Raw genomic sequence first — 24,552 nt, 5'->3', positions numbered from 1 at the left:
GCCGTGTCGTCAGCCGACGACGATCTCCTCGCCGTCGAAGAGGCCGTCCTCCTCGTCCCAGGCCTTCTCCTCTGGGGCGAAGGCGAAATCCTCGGACGGGTCTTCTCTCCTCGGGTGGAGGGCTTTGCTGCGGTCGACGTTGACCATGACACTCCTTAACTCGGGTTAAGTCGAGGCGAATGGGAAAAGGGGAAAACAGCCGCTTGTGCGCGGCGCGTGTCGCCAAAAACTCTGAGTGGGAGGCTTCTCTTTGCGCCAGATGCCTCGCTCCACGTTCGGGGGTCGTTACTTCGCCCGCCTATGGCGGGGGTTCTTCGCACCCCGGGCGGGCCCGCCCATGGGGCCGGGGCCTCAGCCGGACCAGATGTCTCCGGCCGAGAGGCGCATGATCTGTTCCAGCGCCGTCTGCTCGCTCATCCCTGCTGTCATCAGCGCCAGCAGCGTTTCGTCCTTGCCGTGCTTCGGGTTCTCTTCGAGGTTCTCCTGATGCCGAACCAGCCCGGGCGTCCCCCCTGGGACCAACCGGGATTCGACGACGATCTTCATTGATGCATCCTCGCTTCCTGTGAGCAATCGCAGGGCACACCATCGGGGCAGGGTGGACGGGGCCAGCTCCGCGTGCTGGAGGCCTGGTCCGGTCTGGGACTGCTGACGGTGGTTCGTCCACATCGCATCCGCTGGCTGATCGGCCGCGGCCGCGTGAAGGGCGTCACATGAAAATAGCACCTAGACCGGTACGCCGCTAGTCCCGCGCGCTGCCGATGCCTGCCTAGGATGTTGCGGGCACACTGGTGGGGTGAGCGGAATCCGCTGGGTGCTGCACGTCGATCTGGACCAGTTCATCGCGGCCGTCGAAGTTCTGCGGCGGCCGGAGCTCGCGGGCAAGCCGATCATCGTCGGCGGTCGGGGCGACCCGACCGAGCGGGCCGTCGTGTCGACGGCATCCTACGAGGCTCGGGCGTTCGGCGTGGGCTCAGGAATGCCGCTGCGCATCGCCGCCCGGAAGGTGCCCGGCGCCGTCATCCTTCCCGTCGACCACGAGGCCTACCTCGCCGCGTCAGAGGAGGTGATGGCCACCCTGCGCGAGCAGCCCGGCGCCGTCGTGCAGGTGCTGGGCTGGGACGAGGCCTTTGTCGGCGTCGAGACGGAGGATCCCGAGGCCTATGCCCGGCAGGTGCAGGCCGCTGTGCTGGAGCGGACGCGGCTGCACTGCAGCGTGGGCATCGGCGACACGCTGGTGCGGGCCAAGGTCGCCACCGGTTTCGGCAAGCCGGCCGGCGTCTTCCGTCTCACGGCCAGCAACTGGCTCGACGTCATGGGCTCCCGGCCCACCAAGGACCTGTGGGGCGTCGGAGCCAAGGTCTCGGCCCGGCTGGCCAAGCTGGGCATCACGACCGTCGCCGAGCTCGCCGCGTCCGACCCCCAGGACCTGGTCCCGGAGTTCGGCCCCAGGATGGGTCCCTGGTACGCGGAGCTCGGGCGCGGGGACGGGGCCAGCGTGGTGGACGACACCCCGTGGGTCGCCCGCGGGCACAGCCGGGAGACCACCTTCCAGCGCGACCTGACCGAGCCCGCCCAGGTGGACGACGCCGTGCGGGAGCTGACGGCGCGGGTCCTCGAGGACGTCGTGGCGGAGGGGCGGCCAGTGGTCGGGCTGACTCTCAAGGTCCGGTACGCCCCATTCCTCACCAAGACCCATGCGAGGAAGATCCCCGAGACCTTCGACAGGGACGACATCCTCGCGCGGGCCCTGGGCCTCGCGGCCGAGATCGAGGCGGGCCGTCCGATCCGCCTCCTCGGCCTGCGCGCCGAGATGGCCATGCCCGACGACGCGCGGCAGGGGCACACGCCGACGCGCGGCGGCTGGTGAGAGGGCCTACGAAGCCAGTTCCTGCTCGAGGGCGTGGTGCACCTGAGCGAGCTCTGCCTCGAGCGCGTCGATCCGCTCGTGGCCGGGGGTGCCGCCTGAGCTGGCGGCCTGTTCGAGCTCCGCGCACAGGGTCGCGACGGCGGTGGCGCCGATGTTCGCGCAGGAGCCCTTGAGCCGGTGCGCGGCCTGCTTCGCGCTCCAGGCGTCGTCGCTGTCCGCTGCCCGGCGGAGGGCCGCCATGGCCTGCGCCGCTTCCCGCGAGAATGCCTCCGCAGCCTGGGGGAGTATGCCCTGGCCGTCCTCAGGGCCGAGCTCCCGGAGCAGGGCCAGCCGGTCCGGGTCCAGCACGGGCATGCCGGCGCCAGCAGGGTTTTCGGCCTCGGCGGGTGGCCCTCCGGCGCCCGTCGGGTGGGGTCCGGTGGCGGATGCCTGCTGCGCGGACGCAGGGGCCCAGGCGGCGAGGACGGCCTCGAGGCGGTGCAGGTCGACGGGTTTGGCGAGGTAGTCGTCCATGCCAGCGGCGAGGCAGCGGTCCCGGTCCTCGTCCATCGCTCCGGCGGTCATCGCCACGATGGGCAGCCGGCCCCGGCCGGCATCGCGGCTGCGGATGGCCCGGGTCGCCTCGAACCCATCCATGACCGGCATGTGGCAGTCCATCAGCACGAGGGCGTAGTGCTTGGCTTCAGTGGCGGCCAGCGCCTGCCGGCCGTCCGCGACGACGTCGACGGCGTAGCCGAGCTTGGCGACCATGTCGCGGGCGACGAGCTGGTTGACCTCGTTGTCCTCGACGACGAGGACGCTGCCCTTGGACGGCGCCACGGGTGCCGGAGGCGGGGCGGGCTGGCCGGTCAGGGAGAGGGCAGGCTCGGGGCGGTGCGCGGTGAGGCGGATGAGCCGGTCGAAGAGTTCGGAGCCCCGCACGGGCTTCATGAGCCAGCCGCTGATCCCGGCGGCGTCGAGCTCCTCGCGTCCCGGGCGGCCGGAGGAGGTGAGGAGGATCATGTTCAGGTCAGCCAGCTGCGGATCCCGGTGCAGCAGCTCGGCGAGCTGGAGGCCGTCGAGGTCCGGCATGTTCAGGTCCAGCAGGACGACGTCGAAAGGCTCCCCAGCCGTGGCGGCGTCCCTGGCCATCCCGAGGGCCTGGTGCGGGCCATGGGCGGAGTGGACTTGCAGGCCCCAGGACACGAGCAGGGAGCCCAGCACGAGCCGGTTGGTGTCATTGTCGTCCACGACCAAGGCCTTCATCCCGTACAGGGGCCGGGGGATGACAGCGGGGGGCTCGTTCCCGTCCACGGCAAGGGGGAGGATGAACCAGAAGGTGCTGCCGGCCCCGGCCCGGCTGTCGACGCCGATCTGCCCGCCCATCGCCTCGGCGAGCCTCCGGCAGATGGCCAGACCCAGCCCGGTGCCGCCGTAGCGGCGGGTCGTGGAGGCATCGGCCTGGGCGAAGGAGTCGAAGATGCGCTCCTGGTCCCGCTCGCTGATGCCGATGCCGGTGTCGCGGACCTCGAATCGGATCCGCGCAGTCTCCCCGTCGGTGCCCTCGACGGCGGCGCTGATGGCGATCTCGCCCTCGGGCGTGAACTTCACGGCGTTGGAGGCCAGGTTCAGCAGGATCTGACGGATCCTTCCAGCGTCGCCGACCAGGCGGGCGGGGACGTCGGGGTCGCAGTGGGTGATGAGCTCGACCTGCTTGGCGTGGGCGCTCTCGGCCAGCAGGGTCCCCACTTCCTCCAAGAGGGGGCGGGGCTCGAAGGGGGCGGGGTCGAGCTCGACCCTGCCGGCCTCGAGCTTGGAGAAGTCCAGGATGTCGTTGATCAGGGCCAGGAGGGCCTCCCCGGCGGTGTTCACCCCCTCCGCATACTGGCGCTGGGTCTCGTCCAGAGGCGTCTGCAGCAGCAGGGAGGTCAGGCCGAGGACCCCGTTCATCGGGGTCCGGATCTCGTGGCTCATGATGGCCAGGAACTCCGACTTCAGGCGGCTGGACTCCAGGGCGGCCTCTCTCGCGGCGAGCAGCTCCTCTTCGTTGCGCCGGCGCTCTGTGATGTCCCGTGCGATCGCAGCGACCCCTCGGATGCCCGCTGCTGTGCTGACCGGGAACATCGTCACGGCCGCAGGAACCAGGGTGCCGTCCCGCCGCGCCAGCTGGGCCTCGAAGGCGAGAGTCCTGCCCTCGCGAGCGACGGCGGCCAGATACTGCTCCCCGGTCTCGCGACGGTCCTGGGGGACGATGAGGGAGAGGTTCCTGCCCACCGCCTCCTCCGCCGTGTGGCCGAAGACCTGCTCGGCAGCCCGGTTCCAGCTCGTGATCATTCCCTCGCCGCTCATGCCCACGATCGCATCGCCGGAGGAGTCCACGATCGCCGCGAGGCCTTCAAGCTCCGCCGTGCGCTGGGCGACCTTGTCCTCCAGCCCCCGGGTCAGGGTCACGTTCTCGAGCAGGATCAGCACCTGCCGGGCGATGACCAGGCCCAGCACCGCGAGCCCGTCGGCCAGCAGGAAGGGGTCCGGCCCCTCGGCCAGCGGAGAAGCCACGAGGATGACCGCGGCCAGGACCGGGACGTAAGGCAGCAGCTCCAGTGCCAGGCTGTAGACCCGGCGGTCTCTGCCGCGCCCAGTATTGGCCGGGACGAAGGCCGAGAGGGCGATGAGCAGGAACGCGAGGATCCATCCAGCCGCAAGGGGAGTGCCGGTCAGGTCCGTGGCGCCCTCGAAGGCGAGCTTCACGTAGACACTGTCCGTGAAGGCCAGGACCAGCAGCCCGGCACCGACGCAGACCCATGGCAGCCGCTCCCCAGCGGCGGTGCGCATCGTCAGCACCAGGACGAGGGAGACCATCGTGACATCGACCACGGGATAGCCCAGCCCGACGAGCCGGGCGATCAGGTCCTGACTCGTGCTGTCGTAGACGGGCCCCAGCACGGTGGACCAGCTGACGAACAGCACGGCACCGCTGATCACCGCCGTGTCCAGCACGGAGCGGGCGAATGCCACTCGGGAGAGGCGGGGCCGCCGGAAGGACAGCAGCGCCGCCGCGGCCGGCACAGAGTAGCCGATGAAGCAGGCGTCCGCGGGAGAGGGGAGCGGGTACTGGTGGTCGAAGGCCAGGCCGTAGAAGGTCCAGATCGACTGGCCGGTGGACCAGACCCCCGTCGCGACCGCCATCAGCGTCCAGGCCCGCCTGTTCTCCGGCCGCCGGCGCGCGGCGCCCACGCTGGCCGCGAAGGCCGTGAGGGCAGCGAGCAGGATCGTCACGTCCCCCAGATCCAGATTCAGCTCGGAGCCGGGATCGGCCGAGAACAGCAGCGCCACAGCGGCAGGGACGGCCAGGGCCGCCGCAGCCATCGCCCACAGCACCGCTCTTCCTGCCGGCCCAGCGGAGGAAGAGGTACGTCGAGACGTGCCATCCACATCGAGCGGGCCCTCTGAGACCACCGTTCCCCCCTTGCGGCACAGTCGGCGGGCCCCCCGCCCGCCACGGCACAACTCTGCCACGGCCCCCTCATTCTCCCGGGGAAAGACGGCGCGGCAACAGGGCAGAACGCGATGCCGGCCGATCGCGCCAGGTGAGCCGGCCCCGGCGGGGCGAGGCCCGCCGTCGTCCGCCCTGTCCTTTCGAATCAGGGTGCGGTGACGTCCGCGCGCGAGCGGATGCGCACCTTCTCGATATGGTCGCGCATGGCGTCCGCGGCGGCCTCGGGGCCCTGGCTGCGCAGCGCCTCGAGGATGGCTGCGTGCTCGGCGACGGCCTGGTCGGCATCGCTCAGGCCGCTGCGGACGGTCTGGCGCATGCGGTGCACGCGGGTCGAGATGGCCTCGGACATGTCGATCAGGAACGGGTTGCCCGTGCCCTCGAAGATGAGGTGGTGGAAGTTCCAGTCAATGAGGAAGTACTCGCGCAGCAGCTCCACGGGCCACTTGCCTCCGTGCTCGTGCGCGGCCTCGCGGACCCGGTTGCCGATCGCGCGGTGGTCCTCGATGGCCCGCTCGAGGAGCGGCACGAGGGCGGCGGCGTTCCTCGCGGCGAGCTCGGCCGCGCCGCATTCGAGGACGAGCCGGGCGTCGAAGAGCGCCTCGAGCTGCTCGTCGGCGAGCGGGGGAGCGACCCGGTACCCCTTGAGCGCCTCGCGCACCACGAGCCCCGTGCGCTCGAGCTGCACGAGGGCCTCGCGGACCGGTGTGGGGGAGACGTTGAGGTCCCGGGCGAGGGCGTCGATCGAGAGCCGCGCGCCGGGGGCGATGTCCGCGGTCATGAGCATGTCGAGGATGAGGTCGTACACGCGGTCGCGCAGCCCCTTGCGCTCGAGGGCAGCGGCCCCGGCGAGAGGGTAGACGGTCTCAGACATGGGCTCCTCCTGCGCCCCCGATGCTATCAGCCGGGGTACCGGCGACCACGGCCATGACGTCATCCAGGATCGCGCCGAGGGCGCGGGGGTCGTGGGCGAAGCGGCCGAGGAACAGGCCGTCCACGCTCCCCGCGACCTCGGTGAGGAGGCCCGGCCCGGCGCTGCCGCCGTAGATGAGCGAGGAGCCCTCGAATCCGGGCAGGCCGCGGACGTGCTCCCGCAGCCGGGAGCACACCGCGGTGATGTACGACGGCGGGGCGGGCTCGGGCGCGCCGATCGCCCAGTGCGGCTCGTAGGCGGCGATGATCCTGCCGGTCATGCCCAGCGCTGCGGCGCCGGCCAGGGCGTCGTCGACCTGGCGGATGCACTCGCGCGCGGCCGCCTCGGCCGGGCCCTGCTCGGCCTCGCCGATGCACAGGAGCGGGGTGAGTCCGGCGCGGAGGGCGGCCGTCGTCTTGGCGCGCACGACGGCGTCGTCCTCGCCGAAGTGCCGGCGGCGCTCCGCGTGGCCGATCTCCACCAGCGAGCAGCCGACCTCCGCGATCTGTGCGCCGCTGACCTCGCCCGTGAACGCGCCCGAGTCCTGGGCCGCGAGGTCCTGCGCGCCGACGAGGGCGACGCCGTCGAGGATCTCCACCGCGGCGGGGATGGAGAGGTAGCCGGGGACGACGAACAGGCCCGCATGCCCCTCGCGGACGGCGGAATGGCCGTCCGCGAGGGCCGCCACGTCACGGCACCACTCGACGGTGCGGGCGTGGCTGAAGTACATCTTCGTGCTCACCCCGAGGAGGAAGCGGGGTGCGGGGGGCATCGTCACACGCCCTCGTAGCTGCAGATTTCCTGCACCTTCGCGTTCGAGGGGCTCTCCTCGTCGAAGACGTACGTGAGCCATTCGCGGACGTTGCGCCGGGCCTGCTCGATCCCCACGACGCGCTGGCCCATGCACAGGACCTGGGCGTTGTTGGACAGGACGCTGCGCTCGACCGAGAAGCTGTCGTGGGCCGTGACGGCGCGGATCCCCTTGACCTTGTTGGCCGCGACCGCGACGCCGAGGCCCGTGCCGCAGATGAGGATCGCCCTGTCGGCCTCGCCGCGGGCGACCATCTCGGCCGCGGTCGTGGCGATGGTGGGGTAGGCGGTGTGGCCCTCGGCGTCGACGCCGACGTCCGTGACCGAGACGACCGAGCCGTTGGCCTGGAGGTCGCGCTTGATGATCTCCTTGTAGTCGAAGCCGGCGTCGTCCGAGCCGACGACGATGCGCCATGCGGGCATGGTTCTCCTTGGGTTGTGGGTGGATCGTGGTTGCTGGTGCGACTGTTTTGATCAGGTCCTCGCGGACCCCGCCGTCGCGTCCTCCTCGAGGACGGCGAGGACGCGGCCCGCGATGAGGGCGAGCGAGACGGCGCCGGGGTCCGGGACGCCGAGGGCCTTGGTCCCGTGGGAGCGGGCCCGGCCCATGCCGGGCATGAGGTCGGCCGTCGCGGCGGCCGCGACGTCGGCGGCGGTGGCCGCGGCCCGCCACGCCTCGGCGAGGGGCACGCCGTCGTCCACGTGCCGCTGGAGCGTCTGCGCGAGGGGAACGAGGGCGTCCACGAGGGTCTTGTCCCCGACGTTGGCCTTGCCGAAGTCCATGACGGCGCGGGCGGCGGCGGAGACGCCGGCGGCGACGGACGCCGCGGACGGCTCGGCGTCGTCGCCCAGGTGCTCGCCGACCGTCTCGAGGATGAGGCCCCAGATGGCGCCGGAGGTCCCGCCGGCCCGGTCCGACCACGCATGCCCGGAGCGGGTGAGGAGGGTCTGGGCGCCCGCGCCCCGCTCGGCGAGGTCCGACGCCGTCGCGGCCGCCGCGGTGGTCCCGCGCCGCATGCCGATGCCGTGGTCCCCGTCGCCGGCGATCGCGTCGATGCGGCCGAGCTCGTCCGCCGCTGCGTCGATGGCGTCCCGCGCCGCCGTCAGGGCCAGGGCGATCCGGGCCGCGGCCCGCCGGGACTCCTCGCTCGCGGGCGGGAGGGGAGCCTCGACCGCCCTGGCGGCCTCGGCGTCGTCCGGCGCGACAGCCTCGAGGCCCGCGGGGTCGACGGCGCCGGTACGGAAGGCGGGGGTGTCCGCGGGCGCGAGCCACAGCCGCTCGAGCTCGTCGTCGAGCCACAGGAGCGTCAGGGACGCCCCGGCCATGTCGAAGCTCGTGCAGAACTCGCCGACCTGCGGGTCCACGAGCGTCGCGCCGGCCTCCTCGAGCAGGGCCGCGACGCGGGCGAAGACGACGTAGAGCTCCTCGTTCTTGACCGAGCCGAGGCCGTTGAGGATGGGCACGACGCGGCCGCCGCGGACTTGGACGCCGTCCGGCAATTCGGCCTCGTCGAGGAGGTGGCGGACGAAGAGCTCCGCGAGCCCGTCCGCGCTCGGGATGTCCGTGGTCTCGATGCCGGGCTCGCCGTGGATGCCGAGGCCGATCGCCATCTTGCCTTCGGGGACGGTGAACAGCGGGGCCTCGGCCCCCGGGAGGGTGCAGCCGGTGAAGGCGACGCCGAGGGAGCGGGTGCGGGCGTTGGCCAGAACGGCGGCGCGCTCGACGCCGTCGAGGTCGTAGCCGGCCGCGGCCGCTGCGCCGGCGACCTTGAAGACGGTCAGGTCGCCGGCGATCCCGCGGCGGCGCTCCCTCTCGGAAGGCGGCGCGCTGAAGATGTCGTCGGTGACGCGGACGGTGCGGCAGTCGATGCCGTCCTTGCGGACGGCATCCTGGGCGGCGCCGAAGTGCAGGACGTCCCCCGCGTAGTTGCCGAAGCTCAGCAGGACGCCGCGGCCCTGCTCGGCTGCGCGGATGACGGACTCGACCTGATGGGCCGAGGGCGAGGCGAAGAGATTGCCCATCGCCGCGCCGTGCGCGAGGCCCGGGCCGACGAGGCCGCCGAAGGCGGGGTAGTGGCCCGAGCCGCCGCCGATCACGACGGCGACCTCCGGCGTCGCGGAGCGGGTCGACCGGGCCACGCCCCCTGGGACGCGCCGGACCCAGCGCCCACTCGCGCGGACGAAACCGTCCACCATGTCGTCCGCGAAGGATGCGGGGTCATTCCACAAGCGGGTCACTGTGTCTCCTCGTCGAGTACGGGTCGCTGATCTTTCCTATAGGATATTGGAACAACGAGGGTCCGAGTCAAGCAACCCAGATGCGGGGTCACGTCTCAACGTTGCGAGGTCACGTCTCAACGTTGCGGGGTCACCTCCCAAGGTTGCGAGGTCACTTCTCAGCGGTCCGGGGATTGCGTGGCTGTATGAGGCCGGGCGCGGAGCGTGGCATGCCGCGCCGAACCTCTTGCGCTGCCTCGGTCGAGGGAGCGCGCGAGAATGGGCAGCGTGAACAAGCCCGGCCAGGATCTGCGCCTACCGCCGTCTCCCGGCGTGCCGCGCGGGCTTGTGATCCCCGCGGCCGAGATCGTGGAGCGTTTCAGCCGAGCGAGCGGGCCCGGCGGGCAAGGCGTCAACACCACCGACAGCCGGATCGAGCTTCTCTTCGACCCTGGCGCGAGCACTGCTTTCTCACCCGTTCAGCGCGAGCGGATCCTCAAGGCCCTCTCCGGACGCCTCGTTGGAGGGCGCCTGAGTCTCGTCGCGTCCGGAGAACGCTCGCAGCTGCGCAACCGGGAAGCAGCCAGGGAGCGGCTCGTCATCCTGCTGTCCGAGGCCCTCATGCCGCCCGGGCCCACGCGTAGGCCGACCGGCCCAACCCGTGGCTCTCAGGCCCGGCGGCTTGAGGCTAAGAAACGGCGGAGCGAGCTCAAGTCCGGCCGACGCACGCCTCCTTCATGCTGAGCTCTGCACCTTCCCAGAGGACCTGGTCGGCCCCCTCTGGAGGCTGAATGGGAGGTGACCCCGCAACGTTGGGAGGTGACCCCGCAACGTTGGGAGGTGACCCCGCAACGTTGGGAGGTGACCCCGCAACGGTCAGTGAGGGGCGAGGAGCCGGCGCAGGGCGAAGGCGTAGGCGAACCGGGCGCCGCCGGCCGCGAGCCGCCCGAGCGGCCCGCCGAGCCGCCCCAAGGCGAAGTCCTGCTCCCAGCGCACGGAGGACCCGCCGTCGTGCGCCGAGACCGTGACGAGGACCTGCCCACGGATCACCCGCCCCGACTTCGCGATCCGGGCCCGGCCCGGCGCGCCGGCGGCGGGAGGGGCCACCTCGGCGATGGTCATGACGTCGTCGAACCCGAGGGGGCCGAGGCCCGTGTGCGCGATGAAGCGGTGGCCGGCCCGCAGGTCGCGGGCGGCCACCGCCCCGGAGGTCATGCGCGTCAGCGGCGCGACGCGCGAGTGCGCCCGCAGGTCGAGCACCCGGTCCCACGCGGCGGACGCCGGGAGCGGGGACTCGAGGGTGATCCTGAAGCGGTGCACGCGGCGCTCAGGCGCCGAGGGCCTGCTCGAGGTCCCCGATGAGGTCCCCGACGTCCTCGAGGCCCACGGACAGCCGGATCACGCCGTCGCTGAGCCCGATCGCGGCCCGGCCTTCGGGGCCCATGGCCCGGTGCGTCGTCGTGGCCGGATGGGTGATGAGGGACTTCGCGTCGCCGAGGTTGTTCGAGATGTCGATGACCTTGAGCCCGTTGAGCAGCCTGAACGCGGCCTCCTTGCCCTGCCCCTCGAGTGCGTTGAGCTCGAAGGTCAGCACCGTGCCGCCGGCGCTCATCTGCTTGCGCGCGAGCTCGTACTGCGGGTGCGAGGCAAGGTGCGGGTACTTGACCCAGCGGATCTCGGGCCGGGCCTCGAGCCACTCGGCGATCGCGAGCGCCGAGGCTGAGGAGTGCCGGACGCGCAGGCCCATCGTCTCGAGCCCCTTGGTCAGGACCCACGCGTTGAAGGACGAGAGCGCCGGGCCAGTGTGCCGCATGAGCTGCTTGACCGGACCGTCGATGAACTCCTTCGTGCCGAGGACCGCCCCGCCGAGCACGCGTCCCTGGCCGTCGATGTGCTTCGTGCCCGAGTACACGATGACGTCGGCGCCGAAGTCGAGGCTCTTCTGCAGCAGCGGGGTCGCGAAGACGTTGTCGACGACGACCTTCGCGCCCGCCGCGTGGGCCAGGTCGGAGACGGCCTGGATGTCCACGAGCTCCTGCATGGGGTTCGACGGCGACTCGAAGAACACCGCCGTCGTCGGCACCGAGAGCGCCTCGCGCCACTGGTCCAGGTCCGGCCCGTCCACAAACACGGTCTCCACGCCCCAGCGCGGGAGGATCTCGTTGAGGATCACGAAGCATGAGCCGAAGAGGCTCCGGGCCGCGACGACCCGGTCACCGGCGGCGAGCAGCGCCGCGAGCGCGGTGAACACGGCGGACATGCCGGACGCCGTCGCGAAGCACGCCTCGGTGCCCTCGAGCAGCCGGAGCCGCTCCTGGAAGGTGGCCACGGACGGGTTGCCGTAGCGGGAGTAGACGAACCGCTCGTCCTCGCCGGTGAAGGCCCGCTCCGCCGCCTCGGCGGAGTCGTAGACGAAGCCCGAGTTGAGGAAGACGGCCTCGGAGGTCTCCTGGAAGTTGGTGCGGAGGAGTCCGCCGCGCACAGCCTGGGTGTCTTCGCTCCAGTCGGCGGCATTGATGTCGAACGTCACGTAACTACTTAGTCCTGTCCCAGATTGGTCGGCAGCCCGCGGTTCTTCCATCCATTCACGGTGCGCTGCCCGTCCGGTCCGGGATGTCCCTCGAAGCCCTCGAGGATGTTGTAGGCGGTGAAGCCCAGGTTCGTGGCCACCTCGGCGGCGTAGCTCGAGCGGTTGCCGGACCGGCAGAGGAAGACGAGCTCGGCGGAGCCCGGCTCGGGCGCCTGGAGTGTCAGCTCGTTGACGAAGTCCGGGTTCGGGATGCCCCCCGCGAAGACCCACGGGATGAACAGCGGGTCGTTGTCGGTCGAGTGGGTGTCAGGGATGCCGATGTGCGCCCACTCCTCCTCGGTGCGCACGTCCACGAGCACGGCGCCCTCGAGGAGCTTCTCCCACGCCTGCTGCGGCGTGATGTCCCCGGCGTAGCTCACGCGTGCCCCTCGCCCTCGTACTCGAGCGAGTCGACGGCGGACGCCACGGCGGCGTCTGCCCGCGCGATGGCGTGGGGCAGGATGACGGCCTGGGCGACGATGACCTCGGAGCCGTTGAAGGTCGCCGCGGGGCTGCCGTGCAGCACGTAGCCGTCGGCGAGGGCCTGCGAGATGCGGGCGCAGAACTCGCGGGTGTCGGGACCGGTCAGGAGACGGTAGGCGAGCTTCTCCTCGCCTGGGGTCTCCGGCGCTGCCGGGTCATTGAGCGGGGTGACGTCCGCCCCGGCCGGGGCGGTCGCGGTGTCGGTCATGACGGGCTCCTTCGGGCTTGCGTATCGAACGAACGAATGCCGAGTACTCACCTGAGGCACCCCGCCACATGGAGGGTTGCCGGCCAGCAAGTCAGGGCTTGGCGCTGGCGCTCATTACTCTCGATCGAACGTAGCATGGGCCGCCCGGAGCAACCATGGGCGTGCGGTAACGATTGGCAACGTGGGCTTCACAGAGCGTCCGCGGCGCCCGTGAGTGCCTCCCGGGCCACCGGGCCACGCACGACGGCGGGGCTCGCCTGGGGTGGTGGGCCTCGCCGTCGTGTGGTGGCTGGGTTGGTGGGGGTTAGCGGGTGCGGGTGGGGCGGTTGGCGATGACGGGGGCGGCGCCGGTGTGGCCGTCGCGGGCGGCGGCGATGGCGCGGATCTTCTCGCGGGAGGCGTACCAGCCGATGACCATCAGGACGCAGGCGACGGCGGTGGCCAGGAGGGTCCAGGGCGAGTCGGCCAGGACCATGACGAGGACGGCGGCGAGGAAGAGGAGGGTGGCGTAGCCGGTGTAGGGGGCGCCGGGCATGCGGAAGGCGGGGCGTTCGGTCCAGCCGCGCTTGGCCCAGCGCTGGAGCTGGATCTGGCACAGGACGATGGTGGCCCAGGTGGTGATGATGCCCACGGAGGCGACGTTGAGCACGATCTCGAACGCGTCGGCGGGGACGAGGTAGTTCAGCGGCACGCCCAGGAGGGACACGGCGGCGGTGATGGCGATGCCGCCGTAGGGCACGCCGGCCTTGTTCATGCGCAGGGCGAAGGCGGGGGCGGAGCCAGCGGCGGCCATGGAGCGCAGGATGCGCCCGGTGGAGTAGAGGCCGGCGTTGAGCGAGGACAGGGCGGCGGTGAGCACGACGAGGTTCATGATGACGTCCACGCCCTGGACGCCGATGGAGCCGAAGAAGGTCACGAAGGGGCTCACGCCCTTCTGGTAGGAGGTGAAGGGCAGCAGCAGGGACAGGAGGATGACGGAGCCGACGTAGAACACGGCGATGCGGGCCACGACGGAGTTGATGGCCTTGGGCATGACCTTGGCGGGGTTCTCGGTCTCGCCGGCGGCGGTGCCGACGAGCTCGACGGAGGCGTAGGCGAACACGACGCCCTGCATGAGCAGGATCATCGGGGCGATGCCCATGGGGAAGATGCCGCCGTTGTCGGTGATCAGGGAGAACCCGGTGGGGGCGCCGGTGGGGGTGCCGAAGAGCACGAAGTAGATGCCCAGGGCCAGGAAGGCCAGCAGGGCGGCGACCTTGATCAGGGCGAACCAGAACTCCATCTCGCCGAAGACCTTCACGGAGACGAGGTTCAGGGCCAGGACCAGGACCAGGGCGATCAGGGCCCAGGCCCACTGCGGGACGGCGCCGATCCAGGGCACGTAGCGGCCGAAGAAGTTCATGTACAGGGCCGCGGCGGTGATGTCCACGATCGTGGTCATGGCCCAGTTGATCCAGTAGAACCAGCCCGAGACGTAGGCGGCCTTCTCGCCGAAGAACTCCCGGGCGTAGGAGACGAAGGAGCCCGAGGAGGGGCGGTGGAGGACGAGCTCGCCCAGGGCGCGCAGGATGAGGAAGACGAACGCGCCGCAGATCGCGTAGGAGAGCACGAGCGAGGGCCCGGCCGCGGCCAGGCGGCCGCCGGCGCCCAGGAACAGGCCCGTGCCGATCGCGCCGCCGATCGCGATCATCTGGATCTGCCGCGCCTTGAGGCCCTTGTGGTACCCCGCGTCCTCGGCATGGAGCACATGGTCCGCCGCATGCGCGTGGCCATGGTCCTCGAGATGATCAGGGATCGGGGCGACTGACAGCTCATGGGGGTCAGTGGGCATGGGTGATCCTTTCGCGGGGTCGAGCAGGAACCAGAGGAGTCGGACGGGCGAGCAGGGGTCAGAAGATGGACCAGCCGGTCCGGTCGGTGAGCTCGGCGAGGGCCGAGGTCCCCGCGAGAGAGTTGCCGTGCGCGTCGAGGCGCGGGCTCCAGACGCAGATGGCGCCGACCCCCGGCACGATGGCCAGGATGCCGCCGCCCACCCCGCTCTTGCTCGGCAGCCCGACGCGGTAGGCGAACTCCCCGGCGGCGTCGTACATCCCGCACGTGAGCATGACGGCACCGATCCGCTTGGCGACGGACGGGGAGACGACCCGCCCGGCCGGCCCCACGCCGTCGTTCGCGAGGAACAGCCCCGCGCGCGCGACGTCGGCGCAGGACATCTCGACCGAGCACTGGCGCACGTAGTGGCGCACGACGGCGTCGGCCGGGTTCCGGAGGTTGCCCAGGTCGGCGAGGAAGTGGGCGAGGGCGAAGTTGCGCTCGCTCCGGGCGAGCTCGGAGGCGAACGCGTCCTCGTTGACCGTCGCCTGGCCCGAGGGGGACGCCAGCAGCCGGAGCACCTCCCCGCTCGCGTCGCCGAACGCCTCGATGAGGTGGTCCGTGACGACGAGCGCGCCCGCGTTGATGAACGGGTTCCGGGGGATGCCGCCCTCGGCCTCGAGCTGCACGAGCGAGTTGAAGGCCGTGCCCGAGGGCTCGCGGAGGACGCGCTGCCAGAGGCCGCCGCCGCCGTCGTGCCCGAGGGCCAGGGCGAGCGAGAACACCTTCGAGATGCTCTGGATCGAGAAGGGAGTGGCGGCGTCCCCCGCCGCGTAGACCTCGCCCGAGACGGTGGCGACGGCGATGCCGAAGCTCCTGAAGTCGACCTCGGCGAGGTGCGGGATGGAGGCCGGCACGGTGCCCTCGGAGCGCACCGGCCGGTGCGCGCGCACGAGGTCCTCGAGGAGGCCGCCGAGCTCGAGCCCGGGCACGACCCCGACGGGACGCTCGGCCCCGACGGGACGCTCGGCCGTGGCGAGGCCGCTCACGAGCCGGCCCCCGCGCCGTCGAGGGCCCCGCGGGACCACAGCCCGAGGTGGAGCTGGGCGATCGTGGCGTGCGAGGGGTTGCCGAAGTCGAGGCCCGTGAGGCGCTCGGCCTTCGCCACCCGGTAGTACACGGTGTTGCGGTGCACCCGCATGGCCTGCGCGCACGCGGTCACGTCCATCGCCGCCTCGAAGTAGCCGGCAAGCGTCTCGGCGAGCTCCCGGTCCGTGATCAGCAGCTCCGTGAGCGCCCGGTGCCTGAACGCGGAGGGCGCGAAGCGCGTGACGGCCTCGTGCAGGAGGACGTCCGTCTCGACGTCCTCCATCGCCGCGACCTGCAGGCCGCTGCCCCGCAGGAGGGAGTCCAGGACGGCGGAGGCCTCGGCGTGCGAGGCGTGCAGCGCGGCGAGGCTCGGGACGATCCTGCCGACGGCGACGAACGCCGTGACGCCGAGGTGACGCTTCGCGTCGGCGACGATGAGGCCGCCGATCGAGCGCAGCGCGGAGTCGGCGGTCCGCGACGCGAGGGAGGGGAGGACGACGGCGGTCCGCCCGCCGTGCTGCCCGACGATCGCCGAGCCCTTGAAGGCGGCCGCGTGCAGCGCGACGAGGTCGGCGAGCTGGCCGCGGACGAGCTCGGCGTCCTCGGCCATGGCGTCCGCGGGGGAGACGCTGACGAGGAGCAGGCACGACGGCGCGTCGGCCGCCACGCCGAGGGTCTTGGCGCAGGCCTCGGCCTCCGCCGGCCCGGCCAGGAGCCGGCCGATGCGGTCCTCGTGCATCGTGACGGACTGCTGGTTCCGGTACCTGATCAGCTCGGACGCTGCGCGCCGCGCGGCGCCGGTGAGCGCGTACGTGACGTCGTCGTCGAACCCAGCCCCGGTCTCCTGGAGCCAGATGTAGCCCATGATCCGTTCGCCGGCGAAGATGGCGATCGCCGCGCGCTCGCGCAGCCCCTGCTCGGGTCGAGCCGGCACGCGGACCACACCGCGCGTGCGGTGCATCTCGCGGTAGGCGCCGAGGTCCTTGAGCATGAGCTCGTACTCGCGCGGCCCGCGCCGGGTCAGGATCGAGGCCATGCGGAGCTCGTCGATGTTGTTCGAGACCGTCGAGTACGCGAGCACCCGGTTGGCGGCGTCCTCGATCACGACGTGGCTCGACGTGATCCTCGCGGTGGTCTGGGCCAAGGCGAACAGGTCCTCCTCGAGGAGGGCCATGGCCGCGGCCTGGGGCTCGGCCTCGTCCGCCCGGGACGCCGCGGCCGCGACGATGCGGTCCCACTGCACCTCGGGTGCGACGAGCAGGAGCCCGACGCCGGCGTCCCGGCAGAGCTCCTCGGCCTCGGGGGTCCGGTCCCCCTTGACGGCCACGGCCGTCGCTCCGGCCCGGACCAGCCGCCCGATGGCCGGGACGGCGGCCCGCCCCCGCGCCCCGACGAGGCACACGAGGGCCGAGCGCACGTCTGGGGCCGCCGAATCGTCGGCCAGGTCCGCCGCCTCGAGCACGAGGACGCGGGTGACGGCGGGATCCCCGCCTGCCGCGTCCAGCCTGTGGTGTGCCCATCCCGGCGGGAGGTCCGCGAGGATGCTGTTGATGGTGGAGCCCACTGCCTCTTCCTTGAACCGTCGCTGCCCCGTCGGAGCCGCTGTGACCCACCATGTTAGGCCGCTCACAGTCCGGTCCTTGTGGGTGCGGGCACAGGAAAGAGCGCGGCTTCTTGGGCGCGGGTCCAAGGCGGGGCCCGCAGCGGCGGAGGGCGCACGACGGCGGGTGCCCACCCGCCGTCGTGCGCCCTCCCGGCGCCGGGCTACTTCACCGGCGAATCGGCGAGGATCGCGTCGATCTGGCCGACGGCCTCGCGGAGGCCCTCCTCCATGCCCATCTCCACCATCCGCTGGAGCTGCTCGAGGCTGCGGAAGGTCGCGACGAGGGTCATGCGGGTCGTGCCGCCGTCCTCGTCGAGGGTCACGACGGTCGTCGACGTGTCCTCGGGGTCCTGGGGCGAGCCGTCCTCGTTCGCGAACCCATCGATGAACTCGAGCCGGTCCGGCGCCTCGACGCTCGTGACCTCCCACCAGCCGTGCGGCTGCTCGCCGTCGGGACCCGTCATGTAGTAGTGCGAGCGGTGCCCGGGGGAGAGCTCGTGCGTGACGAAGGTGGCCGGGTACGTGGGCGGCCCCCACCAGCGCTCGAGCTGGCGCGCGTCCTCCCAGACCTGCCACACGCGCTTCTTGTCCGCGGCGAACTCCGCGACGAGGGTCAGGGTCAGGTTCTCGGTGTCCTTGCTGCTGCTGACGAAGGTCATGGCAGTGCGTCCTTCCCGGTGTCATTGCCTGGATTGTTGCCTGGATCATTTCCCGGCTCGGAGAGCAGGTCCCCGAGGCGGTCGACGCGGTCCCGCCACAGCGCCTCGTAGGCGTCGAGCAGGCGGGCCGCCCTGCGGAGGGCGGCGGGGTTGGAGTGCACGATCTGCTCCCTTCCGCGCCGTTCCTTGGTGACGAGCAGTGCCCGCTCGAGCACCGCGACGTGCTTCTGGACCGCCGCGAAGCTCATGGAGTAGTTCCGCGCCAGCTCGGAGACCGACTGCTCCTTCAGCATCGACTGCCGCAGGATGTCCCGCCGGGTCGCGTCGGCGAGGGCCTGGAAGATGCGGTCGATGTCCGCGTCGCCGAGCTGGTGGGGGGAGCTGAGCTGATCTACAACCATTTGGTTGTAGATTAGCCCGCACGACGGCGGGTGGCAAGGCCCGCTCGCGGCGCGCAGCTAACCGTTCACACGGCCCAGCCCAGCGGGTAGGGTGCCGAAGGTGGACGAGAACTTCGATGTGATCGTGGTTGGCGGAGGGTTCGCGGGCGTCGCGGCGGCCCGTGAGCTCGGACGCAAGGGGGTCCGGGTCCTCCTGATCGACAAGAACCCCTACCACCAGTTCCAGCCCCTCCTCTACCAGACGGCCACCGTGCAGCTCGGGGTCTCCGAGGTCGCACGGCCGCTGCGGGACATCTTCCGCGGCGACAAGCACGTGCGCGTGCGCGTCTCCGAGGTCACCTCGGTGGACACCGAGGCCAAGCGCATCACGACGGCGGACGGCCGCACCTACCAGGGGCGCATCGTCGTCATCGCCTCGGGCGCCGAGGCCAACTTCTTCGGCATCCCCGGCGCGCAGGAGCACGGCTTCCCGCTCTACTCCGTCGAGGACGCCGTGGACCTCGGCTCCTCGCTCGTCGCCGCGCTCGAGCAGGCCGACAAGCAGGACGACGGCGGCGAGCTGAACGTCGTCGTCATCGGCGCGGGACCGACCGGCGTCGAGACCGCGGGCGCCGTCGCCGAGACCATTCGCTACGTCATCCCGCAGTACTTCTCGCCCGAGCTCGCGGCCCGCTCCCACGTGCACCTCGTGGACATGCTCCCGAACGTGCTCAACGCCTTCGCCGACAAGTCCAAGGCCTACGCCCAGCGCAACCTCGAGCGCATGGGGGTCCGGATCCAGCTCGGGGTCGGCGTCGCCGAGGTCACGCCCGAGAAGGTCGTCCTCGTGGACGGCACCGAGATCCCGGGGGACATCGTGGTGTGGGCTGGCGGTCTCAAGGCCGGGCCGGTCATCGCCGCCTCGGGCCTGCCGCAGGGCCGCGGCGGGCGCGTCGACGTCAACCCGGACCTCACCGCCCCGGGTGCCGACGGCGTCTACGTGCTCGGCGACGCTGCCAACATCACCGATGCGCGCGGCGACCTCCTGCCCCAGCTCGGCTCCGTCGCCCTGCAGTCGGGCAAGTGGGCGGCGAAGAACATCCTCGCCGACCTCGCCGGGCGCCCGCGCGAGCCGTTCCGGTACGTCGACAAGGGCTACATGGCCATGGTCGGCCGCGGCTCCGCCGTTGCCGAGATCGGCCGGAAGCGCGTGCTCATGACCGGCCCGCTTGCGTTCCTCGCCTGGCTTGGAGTGCACGTGGTGCTGCTCTCGGGGAGCCTGCAGAAGATCCGTGCGCTCGTGAGCTGGCCGAGCGACTTCCTCACGCACCGGCGCTCGTACGTCCTGCTCCCGCGCGAGGTCCGGGACTGACGCTCCCGCTGATCCGGCCGGAGCCACGAGGCGACTCGGGCTCTGGTCGCCATCGGCGGGCCCTCTCTACACTGGCAGTACCAACACGCGGAATTCGGCTGGGGTCTCCCGCGACCGTCTCCTTCCGAGGGAGCAGCAACGATGTTTCGCAGTCACACCCCGTCCCGCGCCACCCAAGGCCTCAGGCTCCGCCTCGCCGCCGCAGGGCTTGCAGCACTCACCGCCGTCCTCGTTTCGGGACCCTCCGCCGCAGCGGCGCCCTCGTGGTCCAGCTCCAGCTTCGTGGTGCCGCTGACGTCCGCCGAGGGCATTGCCGCCGGAGCGGGTCACACGTTCTATCAGGGCGAGCTCTTCACCGGAGACATCTACCGCGGCAACATACGCACCGGCACCCTCTCGCCCTTCATCGACGCGCCAGCCGGCAGGCTTGCCGTCGGGATGAAGGCTGACATCGCCCACAACCTGCTGTTCGTCGCAGGCGGGCCCGCAGGCCAGGCCTACGTGTACAACACGAAGACAGGGGGCGAGGTTGCCGCCGTCCAACTGGCCGGGGGCGCTTCCTTCATCAACGACGTGGCCCTCACCACCGAGGGGGCATGGTTCACGAGTTCCACCGAGGCCGCGTTGTACTTCCTCCCGGTCGGCCCCCGCGGGCAGCTCGGTGCGGTTGAGCGGCTGCCGCTCACTGGTCCGGCCGCCGATGCAAGCTTCGACTTCAACCTCAACGGCATTGCAGCCAGCCCCGGCAACAAGGCCCTGATCGTCGCTCACACCGGGCTCGGGGCGCTCTTCACCGTCGATCCCCGAACTGGCGCGAGCGCCCCGATCACGGTCAACGGTGTGGTCGAAGGTGCTCTTCCGGGGGCGGACGGCATCCTCGTCCGAGGACACACTGTGTGGGTCGTGCAGAATACCGCGAATGGCAACGTCGCGAGGCTGGCAGTGAACTCCGACTTCTCCGCCGCGACCATTGAGGCGGTCAATGCAGGCAGCGAGTTCCAGTCGCCGGCGACGGCGGCCCTGTTCGGCAACACCCTCGCAGTCGTGAACGCGCAGTTCTTCTCGGGCGCGGGAACACCGTTCGAGGTCGTCCGGATGCCTGCCCGCTGACTCGAGGGATGCGACGTCGGCTGGCTCCCCTCAGCCCGCGAGCAGGTGGTTCGGGAGCCGGCCGCCGGGGGCCTTCCCGCGGATCTCGAGCAGCTCGCGCGCGTGCTGCCACAGCCGCCGGTCCTCGTCCGAGACCGGCTCCCAGTGCGGGACGGGCACGGCCGCGCCGGTCTCGTCGCGGGCGACCATGATGGTGAGGCAGTACGTCGTGAGGTTCAGCTCGTGGCCCTTCGGCGAGCCCGAGCGGACGTGCACGGCGATGTGCATGCCCTTGTTCCCCGTGTAGACGAGCCGGGCCTCGACCTCGACGACGTCGCCGATGAGCAGCGGCCGGTAGAAGCGCACGCCGCCCGAGAACACCGCCACCGTGTCGCGGCCGCTGTACCGCGAGGCGCACACGTAGGCGGCCTCGTCGATCCACTTCATGACGGTGCCGCCGTGGACCTTGCCGCCCCAGTTCACGTCCGTGGGCGCGGCGAGGAAGCGCAGCACCACGCGCTCGGCCGTCCCCGCGTCGGAGTACACCTGGCCCTTCATGGACTCGACGATCTCGTCCCGGACCTTGATCCGCGCGACCGCGCTGGCCTCGGCCTCGCGCTCCTCGTCGCTCTCGGGGACCCAGCGGGGCACCTCGACCGGCTTCCCGTCGGGTCCCACGGCCACGAAGATCACGAGGCACTGGCTGCGCATCGTCGGCGTCCCGCCCTTGGGATCGCCCGAGGAGACGACCGTGCGGATGTGCATCGACGTGCGCCCCGTGTAGACGATCGTCGCGGTGACCTCGACCATGTCGCCGACGTTGACCGGGTCCGCGAAGTGGATGTTGCCCACGTACGCCGTCACGCAGTAGGTCTTCGCCCAGCCCACGGCCGCGGCGTAGGCGGCCTTGTCCACCCACTCGAGGACCGTCCCGGCGTCGACCGAGCCGGCGCGGCCGAGGTCCGTCGGGGCGGCGAGGAAGCGGAGGGTGACCTCGTTGCTCAGGGGCGCGTCGGCGTCGTGTGTCATGGAAGACAGTGTTCCGCAGCGGCGAGGGGTGCGCGACGCTTTGTCGGCGACGTCACGCGCCGTGCGCCGAATCGGGCCGGGGATCAGTCCCGGTCGCGGTCCCCGAAGCCCGTGTGGGAGTGGCCGGTCGCATCGGGGATGCCGCCCGCGCCGGACGTCCCGAGGCCGACGGCGTGGCCGCGCCGCGGCTTCTTCACCTCGCCGTTGGGCTGCTCGACCTCGCGCCGCGGCTCGCCGGGAGGGGTGTCCGCGTACCGCTTGGGATCGCGCAGCACCGTGAAGTCCTGGTTGTGGCCGTAGTGCTGCTCCTGGGCGTAGCCCTCGTCCAGGGGGGCCTGGTCGTCGAGGGCGGGGAGGCCCGGAGGGGGTGTCGCGCGGTCGCCGTCCTGCATACCTGCACGCTAGACGCACGACGGCGTGCCGCGCCAGAGCAGTCCGGCTCGCGGAGCGCCCCGGCATCCCCACGCCGCGGGAACGCGCGTGCGCGCGCCGGGCTACGCGATGCGGTCGAAGAGGCCCGCGAGCTCGGCCGTGAGGGCCCGGACCAGCTCGGGGTCGGTGCCGATGGCCTTGCCGTCGAGCCGGTTCACCGGGGTCAGGAGCCGCACCGAGGAGATGAGCCACACGGCGTCGGCCTCGAAGAGGTCCTCGGGCTCGAGCGGCCCGTAGCCGAGCTCCCACCCAGCCTGCTTCGCCGCCGCGAACAGCGCGCCCTGGGACGTGCCCGGCAGGATGCCCGAGTCGAGCTGCGGGGTGACGAGCCGCTTCGAGGTGACCCGGCCGGCATCGTCCTTCTCCGCATGGGCGACCAGGACGGTCGAGGTGGGGCCCTCGAGGACCTTCCCGTCCGAGGAGGTGAAGATGACGTCGTCCGCGCCCTGCCGGTGCGCGTGCCGCAGGGCTGCCATGTTCACCGCGTAGGAGAGCGTCTTCGCGCCGAGCAGGAGCCACGGCGCCCGCTCGGAGATGTCCGAGTCGTAGCCGCGCTCGAGGAGGATGACGTCGATGCCCTGCTCGCGCTGCCGCTTCGCCGTGGCGTGGGGGGCCGAGGCCGCGACCCAGCACGTGGGCGCGTGGGCGCCCTCGACGCCGCGGGTCGCGACGAGCCGCACCACGACCTCCTGGAGCGGCCCGACCTCGCGCTGGTACTCGTCGAGGGCCGTTACGACCGCGCGCTCCCAGGCCTCGTGCTCCGGGACGTCCAGCTCGAGCAGCCGCGCGCTCGAGGCCAGCCGCCGCAGGTGTGCGGGGAGCTTGCGGACGTGGCCGTCCATGACCAGGAGAGTCTCGAACACGCCGTCGCCGCGCGTCGCCCCGAGGTCCGTGGCGAACAGCTGGGGCTTCGAGGCGTCCTCGACGCGGCCGTCCGGGTGCGCGGGGTCCAGGAAGACGAGCACGGTGGAAGTCATGGGGACAGCTTAGGCGTCAGCCCGTGCCGAGCCTGTCCCGGCCCCGGACGCCCGTAGGCTGAGCACATGCTGTTCCAGCTCCCGCTCGTGGGGTTCCTGCCGGACTGGGTCACGTTCCTCCTCGCCGTCGTCGACCTCGTGATACGCCTCGCCGTGCTCGGCATCATCCCGGGCAACCGGCGCCCCACGACGGCCATGGCCTGGCTCCTGGCCATCTTCTTCATCCCGACCCTCGGGCTCATCCTGTTCCTCCTGTTCGGCAACTTCCGCCTGTCCCGGCGGCGGCGCCAGCAGCAGCAGGAGGTCAACGCGCGCATCCGGGCCGCGCTCGCGGGCTCGCATGACGTCGACATCCGGGTCCCGGGGCCCGAGTGGCTGCAGTCCGCGGCGGAGCTCAACCGCAACCTCGGCTCGCTGCCGATCGTGGGCGGCAACACCGTCCGGCTCATCCCCGGCTACGAGGACGCCATCGAGGAGATGACCGACGCCGTGCGGCGGGCGGAGCGGTTCGTCAACGCGGAGTTCTACATCATGAGCTCGGACGAGGTCACCGACGGGCTGCTCACGGCGCTCGAGGAGGCCGCCGAGCGCGGCGTCGAGGTGCGGGTGCTCTTCGACCACATCGGCACGCTGCGGATCCATGGCTACCGGGACCTCATCCGAAGGCTCAAGGCCTCCAAGATCCAGTGGCGGCGCATGCTCCCGCTCCTGCCGGTGCACGGGCAGTGGCGCCGCGTGGACCTGCGCAACCACCGCAAGATCCTCGTCGTCGACGGTGAGGTCGCCTTCACCGGCTCGCTCAACCTCGTCGAGCGCTCGTACCGCAACCCACGGCACCGGCGGGTGGGCCGGAAGTGGGTCGAGCTCATGGCCCGGCTCGAGGGCCCGGCCGTGACCACTCTCAACGTCGTCTTCGCGACCGACTGGCTCTCCGAGACCGACGATCTGCTCGAGGACCAGCTCGTCCCCGCCGAGCACGTCGGGGAGCACGCCGCGCAGGTCGTGCCGAGCGGGCCCGCCTTCGCGAACGAGAACAACCTGCGCCTGTTCAACACGCTCATCTACTCGGCGCAGCACCGGCTTTCAATCTGCAGCCCGTACTTCGTGCCCGACGACTCGCTCCTGTACGCCGTCACGACCGCCGCCCAGCGCGGGGTCGACGTCGAGCTGTTCGTCTCCGAGCAGGGCGACCAGTTCCTCGTCCATCACGCGCAGCAGTCCTACTACGAGGCGCTCCTCGTGGCCGGCGTGAAGATCTACCGCTACCCGAGGCCGTTCGTGCTGCACGCGAAGCACTTCACCGTCGATGACGAGGTGGCCGTCCTCGGGTCCTCCAACATGGACATGCGATCGTTCTCGCTCAACCTCGAGGTCTCGCTCATGCTCCCCGGCTCGGCGATCGTGGGCCAGATGCGCCGGGTCGAGGACATGTACCGGGAGATCAGCGAGCCCCTGCACCTCGACTCGTGGCGCAAGCGGCCCCTGCTGAGCCGGTACGTGGACAACGTCGCGCGCCTCACGGCCACCCTCCAGTAGCGCCGAGATGGGGGCCTCCACCGCCGAGATAG

Annotated in this window: 24 protein-coding genes and 1 riboswitch; of the genes, 5 read left to right on the top strand and 19 right to left on the bottom strand. The window is 71.5% G+C overall.

The annotated features are described in order from the left end of the window. Positions 1 to 9: 9 nt before the first annotated feature. Together ACUYMY_RS15510 and ACUYMY_RS15505 are read right to left on the bottom strand one after the other, a co-directional pair. Complete coding sequence (locus ACUYMY_RS15510) at positions 10 to 147, bottom strand: hypothetical protein (protein WP_481704423.1); 138 nt, start codon at positions 145 to 147, stop codon at positions 10 to 12. A 204-nt stretch (positions 148 to 351) separates the two neighbouring features. Continuing rightward, positions 352 to 546 (bottom strand): hypothetical protein, encoded by a 195-nt coding sequence (locus tag ACUYMY_RS15505; RefSeq protein WP_481704422.1) that lies wholly within the window; start codon positions 544 to 546, stop codon positions 352 to 354. Positions 547 to 796: 250 nt separating this feature from the next. Here ACUYMY_RS15505 and ACUYMY_RS15500 point away from each other — a divergent pair, with 250 nt between their 5' ends. Then, positions 797 to 1,870 (top strand): DNA polymerase IV, encoded by a 1,074-nt coding sequence (locus tag ACUYMY_RS15500; protein WP_481704421.1) that lies wholly within the window; start codon positions 797 to 799, stop codon positions 1,868 to 1,870. A gap of 6 nt (positions 1,871 to 1,876) precedes the next feature. Here the strand turns inward: ACUYMY_RS15500 and ACUYMY_RS15495 are convergent, their stop codons facing one another. The 5 genes from ACUYMY_RS15495 to ACUYMY_RS15475 form a co-directional block, all read right to left on the bottom strand. Next, positions 1,877 to 5,227 carry a hybrid sensor histidine kinase/response regulator gene (locus tag ACUYMY_RS15495; RefSeq protein WP_481704420.1) on the bottom strand — a complete coding sequence of 1,117 codons (3,351 nt, stop codon included), beginning with the start codon at positions 5,225 to 5,227 and terminating at the stop codon, positions 1,877 to 1,879. A gap of 263 nt (positions 5,228 to 5,490) precedes the next feature. Next, entirely contained in the window at positions 5,491 to 6,216 is a 726-nt protein-coding gene (locus ACUYMY_RS15490; protein ID WP_481704419.1) for a GntR family transcriptional regulator, read from the bottom strand. Then, entirely contained in the window at positions 6,209 to 7,027 is an 819-nt protein-coding gene (locus ACUYMY_RS15485; RefSeq protein ID WP_481704418.1) for a triose-phosphate isomerase family protein, read from the bottom strand. The genes ACUYMY_RS15490 and ACUYMY_RS15485 overlap by 8 nt, the downstream gene beginning before the upstream one ends. Positions 7,028 to 7,029: 2 nt before the next feature. Further along, positions 7,030 to 7,488 carry a ribose-5-phosphate isomerase gene (locus ACUYMY_RS15480; RefSeq protein ID WP_481704417.1) on the bottom strand — a complete coding sequence of 153 codons (459 nt, stop codon included), beginning with the start codon at positions 7,486 to 7,488 and terminating at the stop codon, positions 7,030 to 7,032. 51 nt (positions 7,489 to 7,539) lie between these two features. Next, complete coding sequence (locus ACUYMY_RS15475) at positions 7,540 to 9,303, bottom strand: dihydroxyacetone kinase family protein (protein ID WP_481704416.1); 1,764 nt, start codon at positions 9,301 to 9,303, stop codon at positions 7,540 to 7,542. Between the two features lie 258 nt (positions 9,304 to 9,561). Here ACUYMY_RS15475 and arfB point away from each other — a divergent pair, with 258 nt between their 5' ends. Beyond that, on the top strand, positions 9,562 to 10,026 hold the full coding sequence (gene arfB / locus ACUYMY_RS15470; protein WP_481704415.1) for an alternative ribosome rescue aminoacyl-tRNA hydrolase ArfB: 465 nt from the start codon (positions 9,562 to 9,564) through the stop codon (positions 10,024 to 10,026). 132 nt (positions 10,027 to 10,158) lie between these two features. Here the strand turns inward: arfB and ACUYMY_RS15465 are convergent, their stop codons facing one another. From ACUYMY_RS15465 to ACUYMY_RS15425, 9 genes are all read right to left on the bottom strand, one after another. After that, complete coding sequence (locus ACUYMY_RS15465; protein WP_481704414.1) at positions 10,159 to 10,602, bottom strand: SRPBCC family protein; 444 nt, start codon at positions 10,600 to 10,602, stop codon at positions 10,159 to 10,161. A 7-nt stretch (positions 10,603 to 10,609) separates the two neighbouring features. Beyond that, positions 10,610 to 11,812 carry an O-succinylhomoserine sulfhydrylase gene (locus ACUYMY_RS15460; protein ID WP_481704413.1) on the bottom strand — a complete coding sequence of 401 codons (1,203 nt, stop codon included), beginning with the start codon at positions 11,810 to 11,812 and terminating at the stop codon, positions 10,610 to 10,612. 8 nt (positions 11,813 to 11,820) lie between these two features. Continuing rightward, positions 11,821 to 12,231 carry a rhodanese-like domain-containing protein gene (locus ACUYMY_RS15455; RefSeq protein WP_481704412.1) on the bottom strand — a complete coding sequence of 137 codons (411 nt, stop codon included), beginning with the start codon at positions 12,229 to 12,231 and terminating at the stop codon, positions 11,821 to 11,823. Next, positions 12,228 to 12,542 carry a DUF1737 domain-containing protein gene (locus ACUYMY_RS15450; RefSeq protein WP_481704411.1) on the bottom strand — a complete coding sequence of 105 codons (315 nt, stop codon included), beginning with the start codon at positions 12,540 to 12,542 and terminating at the stop codon, positions 12,228 to 12,230. The genes ACUYMY_RS15455 and ACUYMY_RS15450 overlap by 4 nt, the downstream gene beginning before the upstream one ends. Positions 12,543 to 12,550: 8 nt before the next feature. Then, positions 12,551 to 12,661: riboswitch (SAM riboswitch) on the bottom strand. A gap of 185 nt (positions 12,662 to 12,846) precedes the next feature. Next, on the bottom strand, positions 12,847 to 14,373 hold the full coding sequence (locus tag ACUYMY_RS15445; protein WP_481704410.1) for an amino acid permease: 1,527 nt from the start codon (positions 14,371 to 14,373) through the stop codon (positions 12,847 to 12,849). Positions 14,374 to 14,431: 58 nt separating this feature from the next. Beyond that, on the bottom strand, positions 14,432 to 15,346 hold the full coding sequence (locus ACUYMY_RS15440; protein WP_481705076.1) for a glutaminase: 915 nt from the start codon (positions 15,344 to 15,346) through the stop codon (positions 14,432 to 14,434). Positions 15,347 to 15,399: 53 nt separating this feature from the next. Beyond that, positions 15,400 to 17,007: a PucR family transcriptional regulator gene (locus ACUYMY_RS15435; RefSeq protein WP_481704409.1), complete on the bottom strand. Its 1,608-nt coding sequence runs from the start codon at positions 17,005 to 17,007 to the stop codon at positions 15,400 to 15,402. Between the two features lie 200 nt (positions 17,008 to 17,207). Continuing rightward, a complete protein-coding gene (locus ACUYMY_RS15430) occupies positions 17,208 to 17,705 on the bottom strand; it encodes an SRPBCC family protein (protein ID WP_481704408.1) in 498 nt (165 codons plus the stop codon). Beyond that, positions 17,702 to 18,106: an ArsR/SmtB family transcription factor gene (locus ACUYMY_RS15425; protein ID WP_481704407.1), complete on the bottom strand. Its 405-nt coding sequence runs from the start codon at positions 18,104 to 18,106 to the stop codon at positions 17,702 to 17,704. Before ACUYMY_RS15425 ends, ACUYMY_RS15430 begins: the two co-directional genes overlap by 4 nt. Before the next feature lie 100 nt (positions 18,107 to 18,206). Here ACUYMY_RS15425 and ACUYMY_RS15420 point away from each other — a divergent pair, with 100 nt between their 5' ends. Both ACUYMY_RS15420 and ACUYMY_RS15415 read left to right on the top strand, forming a co-directional pair. Next, on the top strand, positions 18,207 to 19,457 hold the full coding sequence (locus ACUYMY_RS15420; protein WP_481704406.1) for an NAD(P)/FAD-dependent oxidoreductase: 1,251 nt from the start codon (positions 18,207 to 18,209) through the stop codon (positions 19,455 to 19,457). Between the two features lie 282 nt (positions 19,458 to 19,739). After that, positions 19,740 to 20,567, top strand: a complete 828-nt coding sequence (locus tag ACUYMY_RS15415) for an SMP-30/gluconolactonase/LRE family protein (RefSeq protein ID WP_481704405.1) — start codon at positions 19,740 to 19,742, stop codon at positions 20,565 to 20,567. 30 nt (positions 20,568 to 20,597) lie between these two features. Here ACUYMY_RS15415 and ACUYMY_RS15410 read toward each other — a convergent pair whose 3' ends face one another. The 3 genes from ACUYMY_RS15410 to ACUYMY_RS15400 form a co-directional block, all read right to left on the bottom strand. Continuing rightward, positions 20,598 to 21,575 carry an acyl-CoA thioesterase gene (locus tag ACUYMY_RS15410; RefSeq protein WP_481704404.1) on the bottom strand — a complete coding sequence of 326 codons (978 nt, stop codon included), beginning with the start codon at positions 21,573 to 21,575 and terminating at the stop codon, positions 20,598 to 20,600. Positions 21,576 to 21,658: 83 nt separating this feature from the next. Further along, complete coding sequence (locus ACUYMY_RS15405; protein ID WP_481704403.1) at positions 21,659 to 21,967, bottom strand: hypothetical protein; 309 nt, start codon at positions 21,965 to 21,967, stop codon at positions 21,659 to 21,661. Positions 21,968 to 22,069: 102 nt separating this feature from the next. Beyond that, the gene (locus tag ACUYMY_RS15400) at positions 22,070 to 22,984 is read right to left on the bottom strand and encodes an aminodeoxychorismate lyase (protein ID WP_481704402.1); all 915 of its coding nucleotides are present in this window, start codon (positions 22,982 to 22,984) and stop codon (positions 22,070 to 22,072) included. Positions 22,985 to 23,050: 66 nt separating this feature from the next. Here ACUYMY_RS15400 and cls point away from each other — a divergent pair, with 66 nt between their 5' ends. Beyond that, the gene (cls, locus tag ACUYMY_RS15395; protein ID WP_481704401.1) at positions 23,051 to 24,520 is read left to right on the top strand and encodes a cardiolipin synthase; all 1,470 of its coding nucleotides are present in this window, start codon (positions 23,051 to 23,053) and stop codon (positions 24,518 to 24,520) included. Positions 24,521 to 24,552 lie beyond the last annotated feature (32 nt).

The organism is Sinomonas sp. T428B, from assembly GCF_056780155.1.
The sequence above is the reverse complement of the archived record's forward strand: the minus strand, read 5'-3'. Positions and strand labels throughout refer to the sequence as shown.

Coding starts and splice junctions, on each gene's coding strand:
- ACUYMY_RS15510 (WP_481704423.1), bottom strand. CDS start 147: ATGGTCAACGTCGACCGCAGCAAAGCCCTCCACCCGAGGAGAGAAGAC.
- ACUYMY_RS15505 (WP_481704422.1), bottom strand. CDS start 546: ATGAAGATCGTCGTCGAATCCCGGTTGGTCCCAGGGGGGACGCCCGGG.
- ACUYMY_RS15490 (WP_481704419.1), bottom strand. CDS start 6,216: ATGTCTGAGACCGTCTACCCTCTCGCCGGGGCCGCTGCCCTCGAGCGC.
- ACUYMY_RS15485 (WP_481704418.1), bottom strand. CDS start 7,027: ATGCCCCCCGCACCCCGCTTCCTCCTCGGGGTGAGCACGAAGATGTAC.
- ACUYMY_RS15480 (WP_481704417.1), bottom strand. CDS start 7,488: ATGCCCGCATGGCGCATCGTCGTCGGCTCGGACGACGCCGGCTTCGAC.
- arfB (WP_481704415.1), top strand. CDS start 9,562: ATGGGCAGCGTGAACAAGCCCGGCCAGGATCTGCGCCTACCGCCGTCT.
- ACUYMY_RS15450 (WP_481704411.1), bottom strand. CDS start 12,542: ATGACCGACACCGCGACCGCCCCGGCCGGGGCGGACGTCACCCCGCTC.
- ACUYMY_RS15445 (WP_481704410.1), bottom strand. CDS start 14,373: ATGCCCACTGACCCCCATGAGCTGTCAGTCGCCCCGATCCCTGATCAT.
- ACUYMY_RS15430 (WP_481704408.1), bottom strand. CDS start 17,705: ATGACCTTCGTCAGCAGCAGCAAGGACACCGAGAACCTGACCCTGACC.
- ACUYMY_RS15425 (WP_481704407.1), bottom strand. CDS start 18,106: ATGGTTGTAGATCAGCTCAGCTCCCCCCACCAGCTCGGCGACGCGGAC.
- ACUYMY_RS15410 (WP_481704404.1), bottom strand. CDS start 21,575: ATGACACACGACGCCGACGCGCCCCTGAGCAACGAGGTCACCCTCCGC.
- ACUYMY_RS15405 (WP_481704403.1), bottom strand. CDS start 21,967: ATGCAGGACGGCGACCGCGCGACACCCCCTCCGGGCCTCCCCGCCCTC.
- ACUYMY_RS15400 (WP_481704402.1), bottom strand. CDS start 22,984: ATGACTTCCACCGTGCTCGTCTTCCTGGACCCCGCGCACCCGGACGGC.
- cls (WP_481704401.1), top strand. CDS start 23,051: ATGCTGTTCCAGCTCCCGCTCGTGGGGTTCCTGCCGGACTGGGTCACG.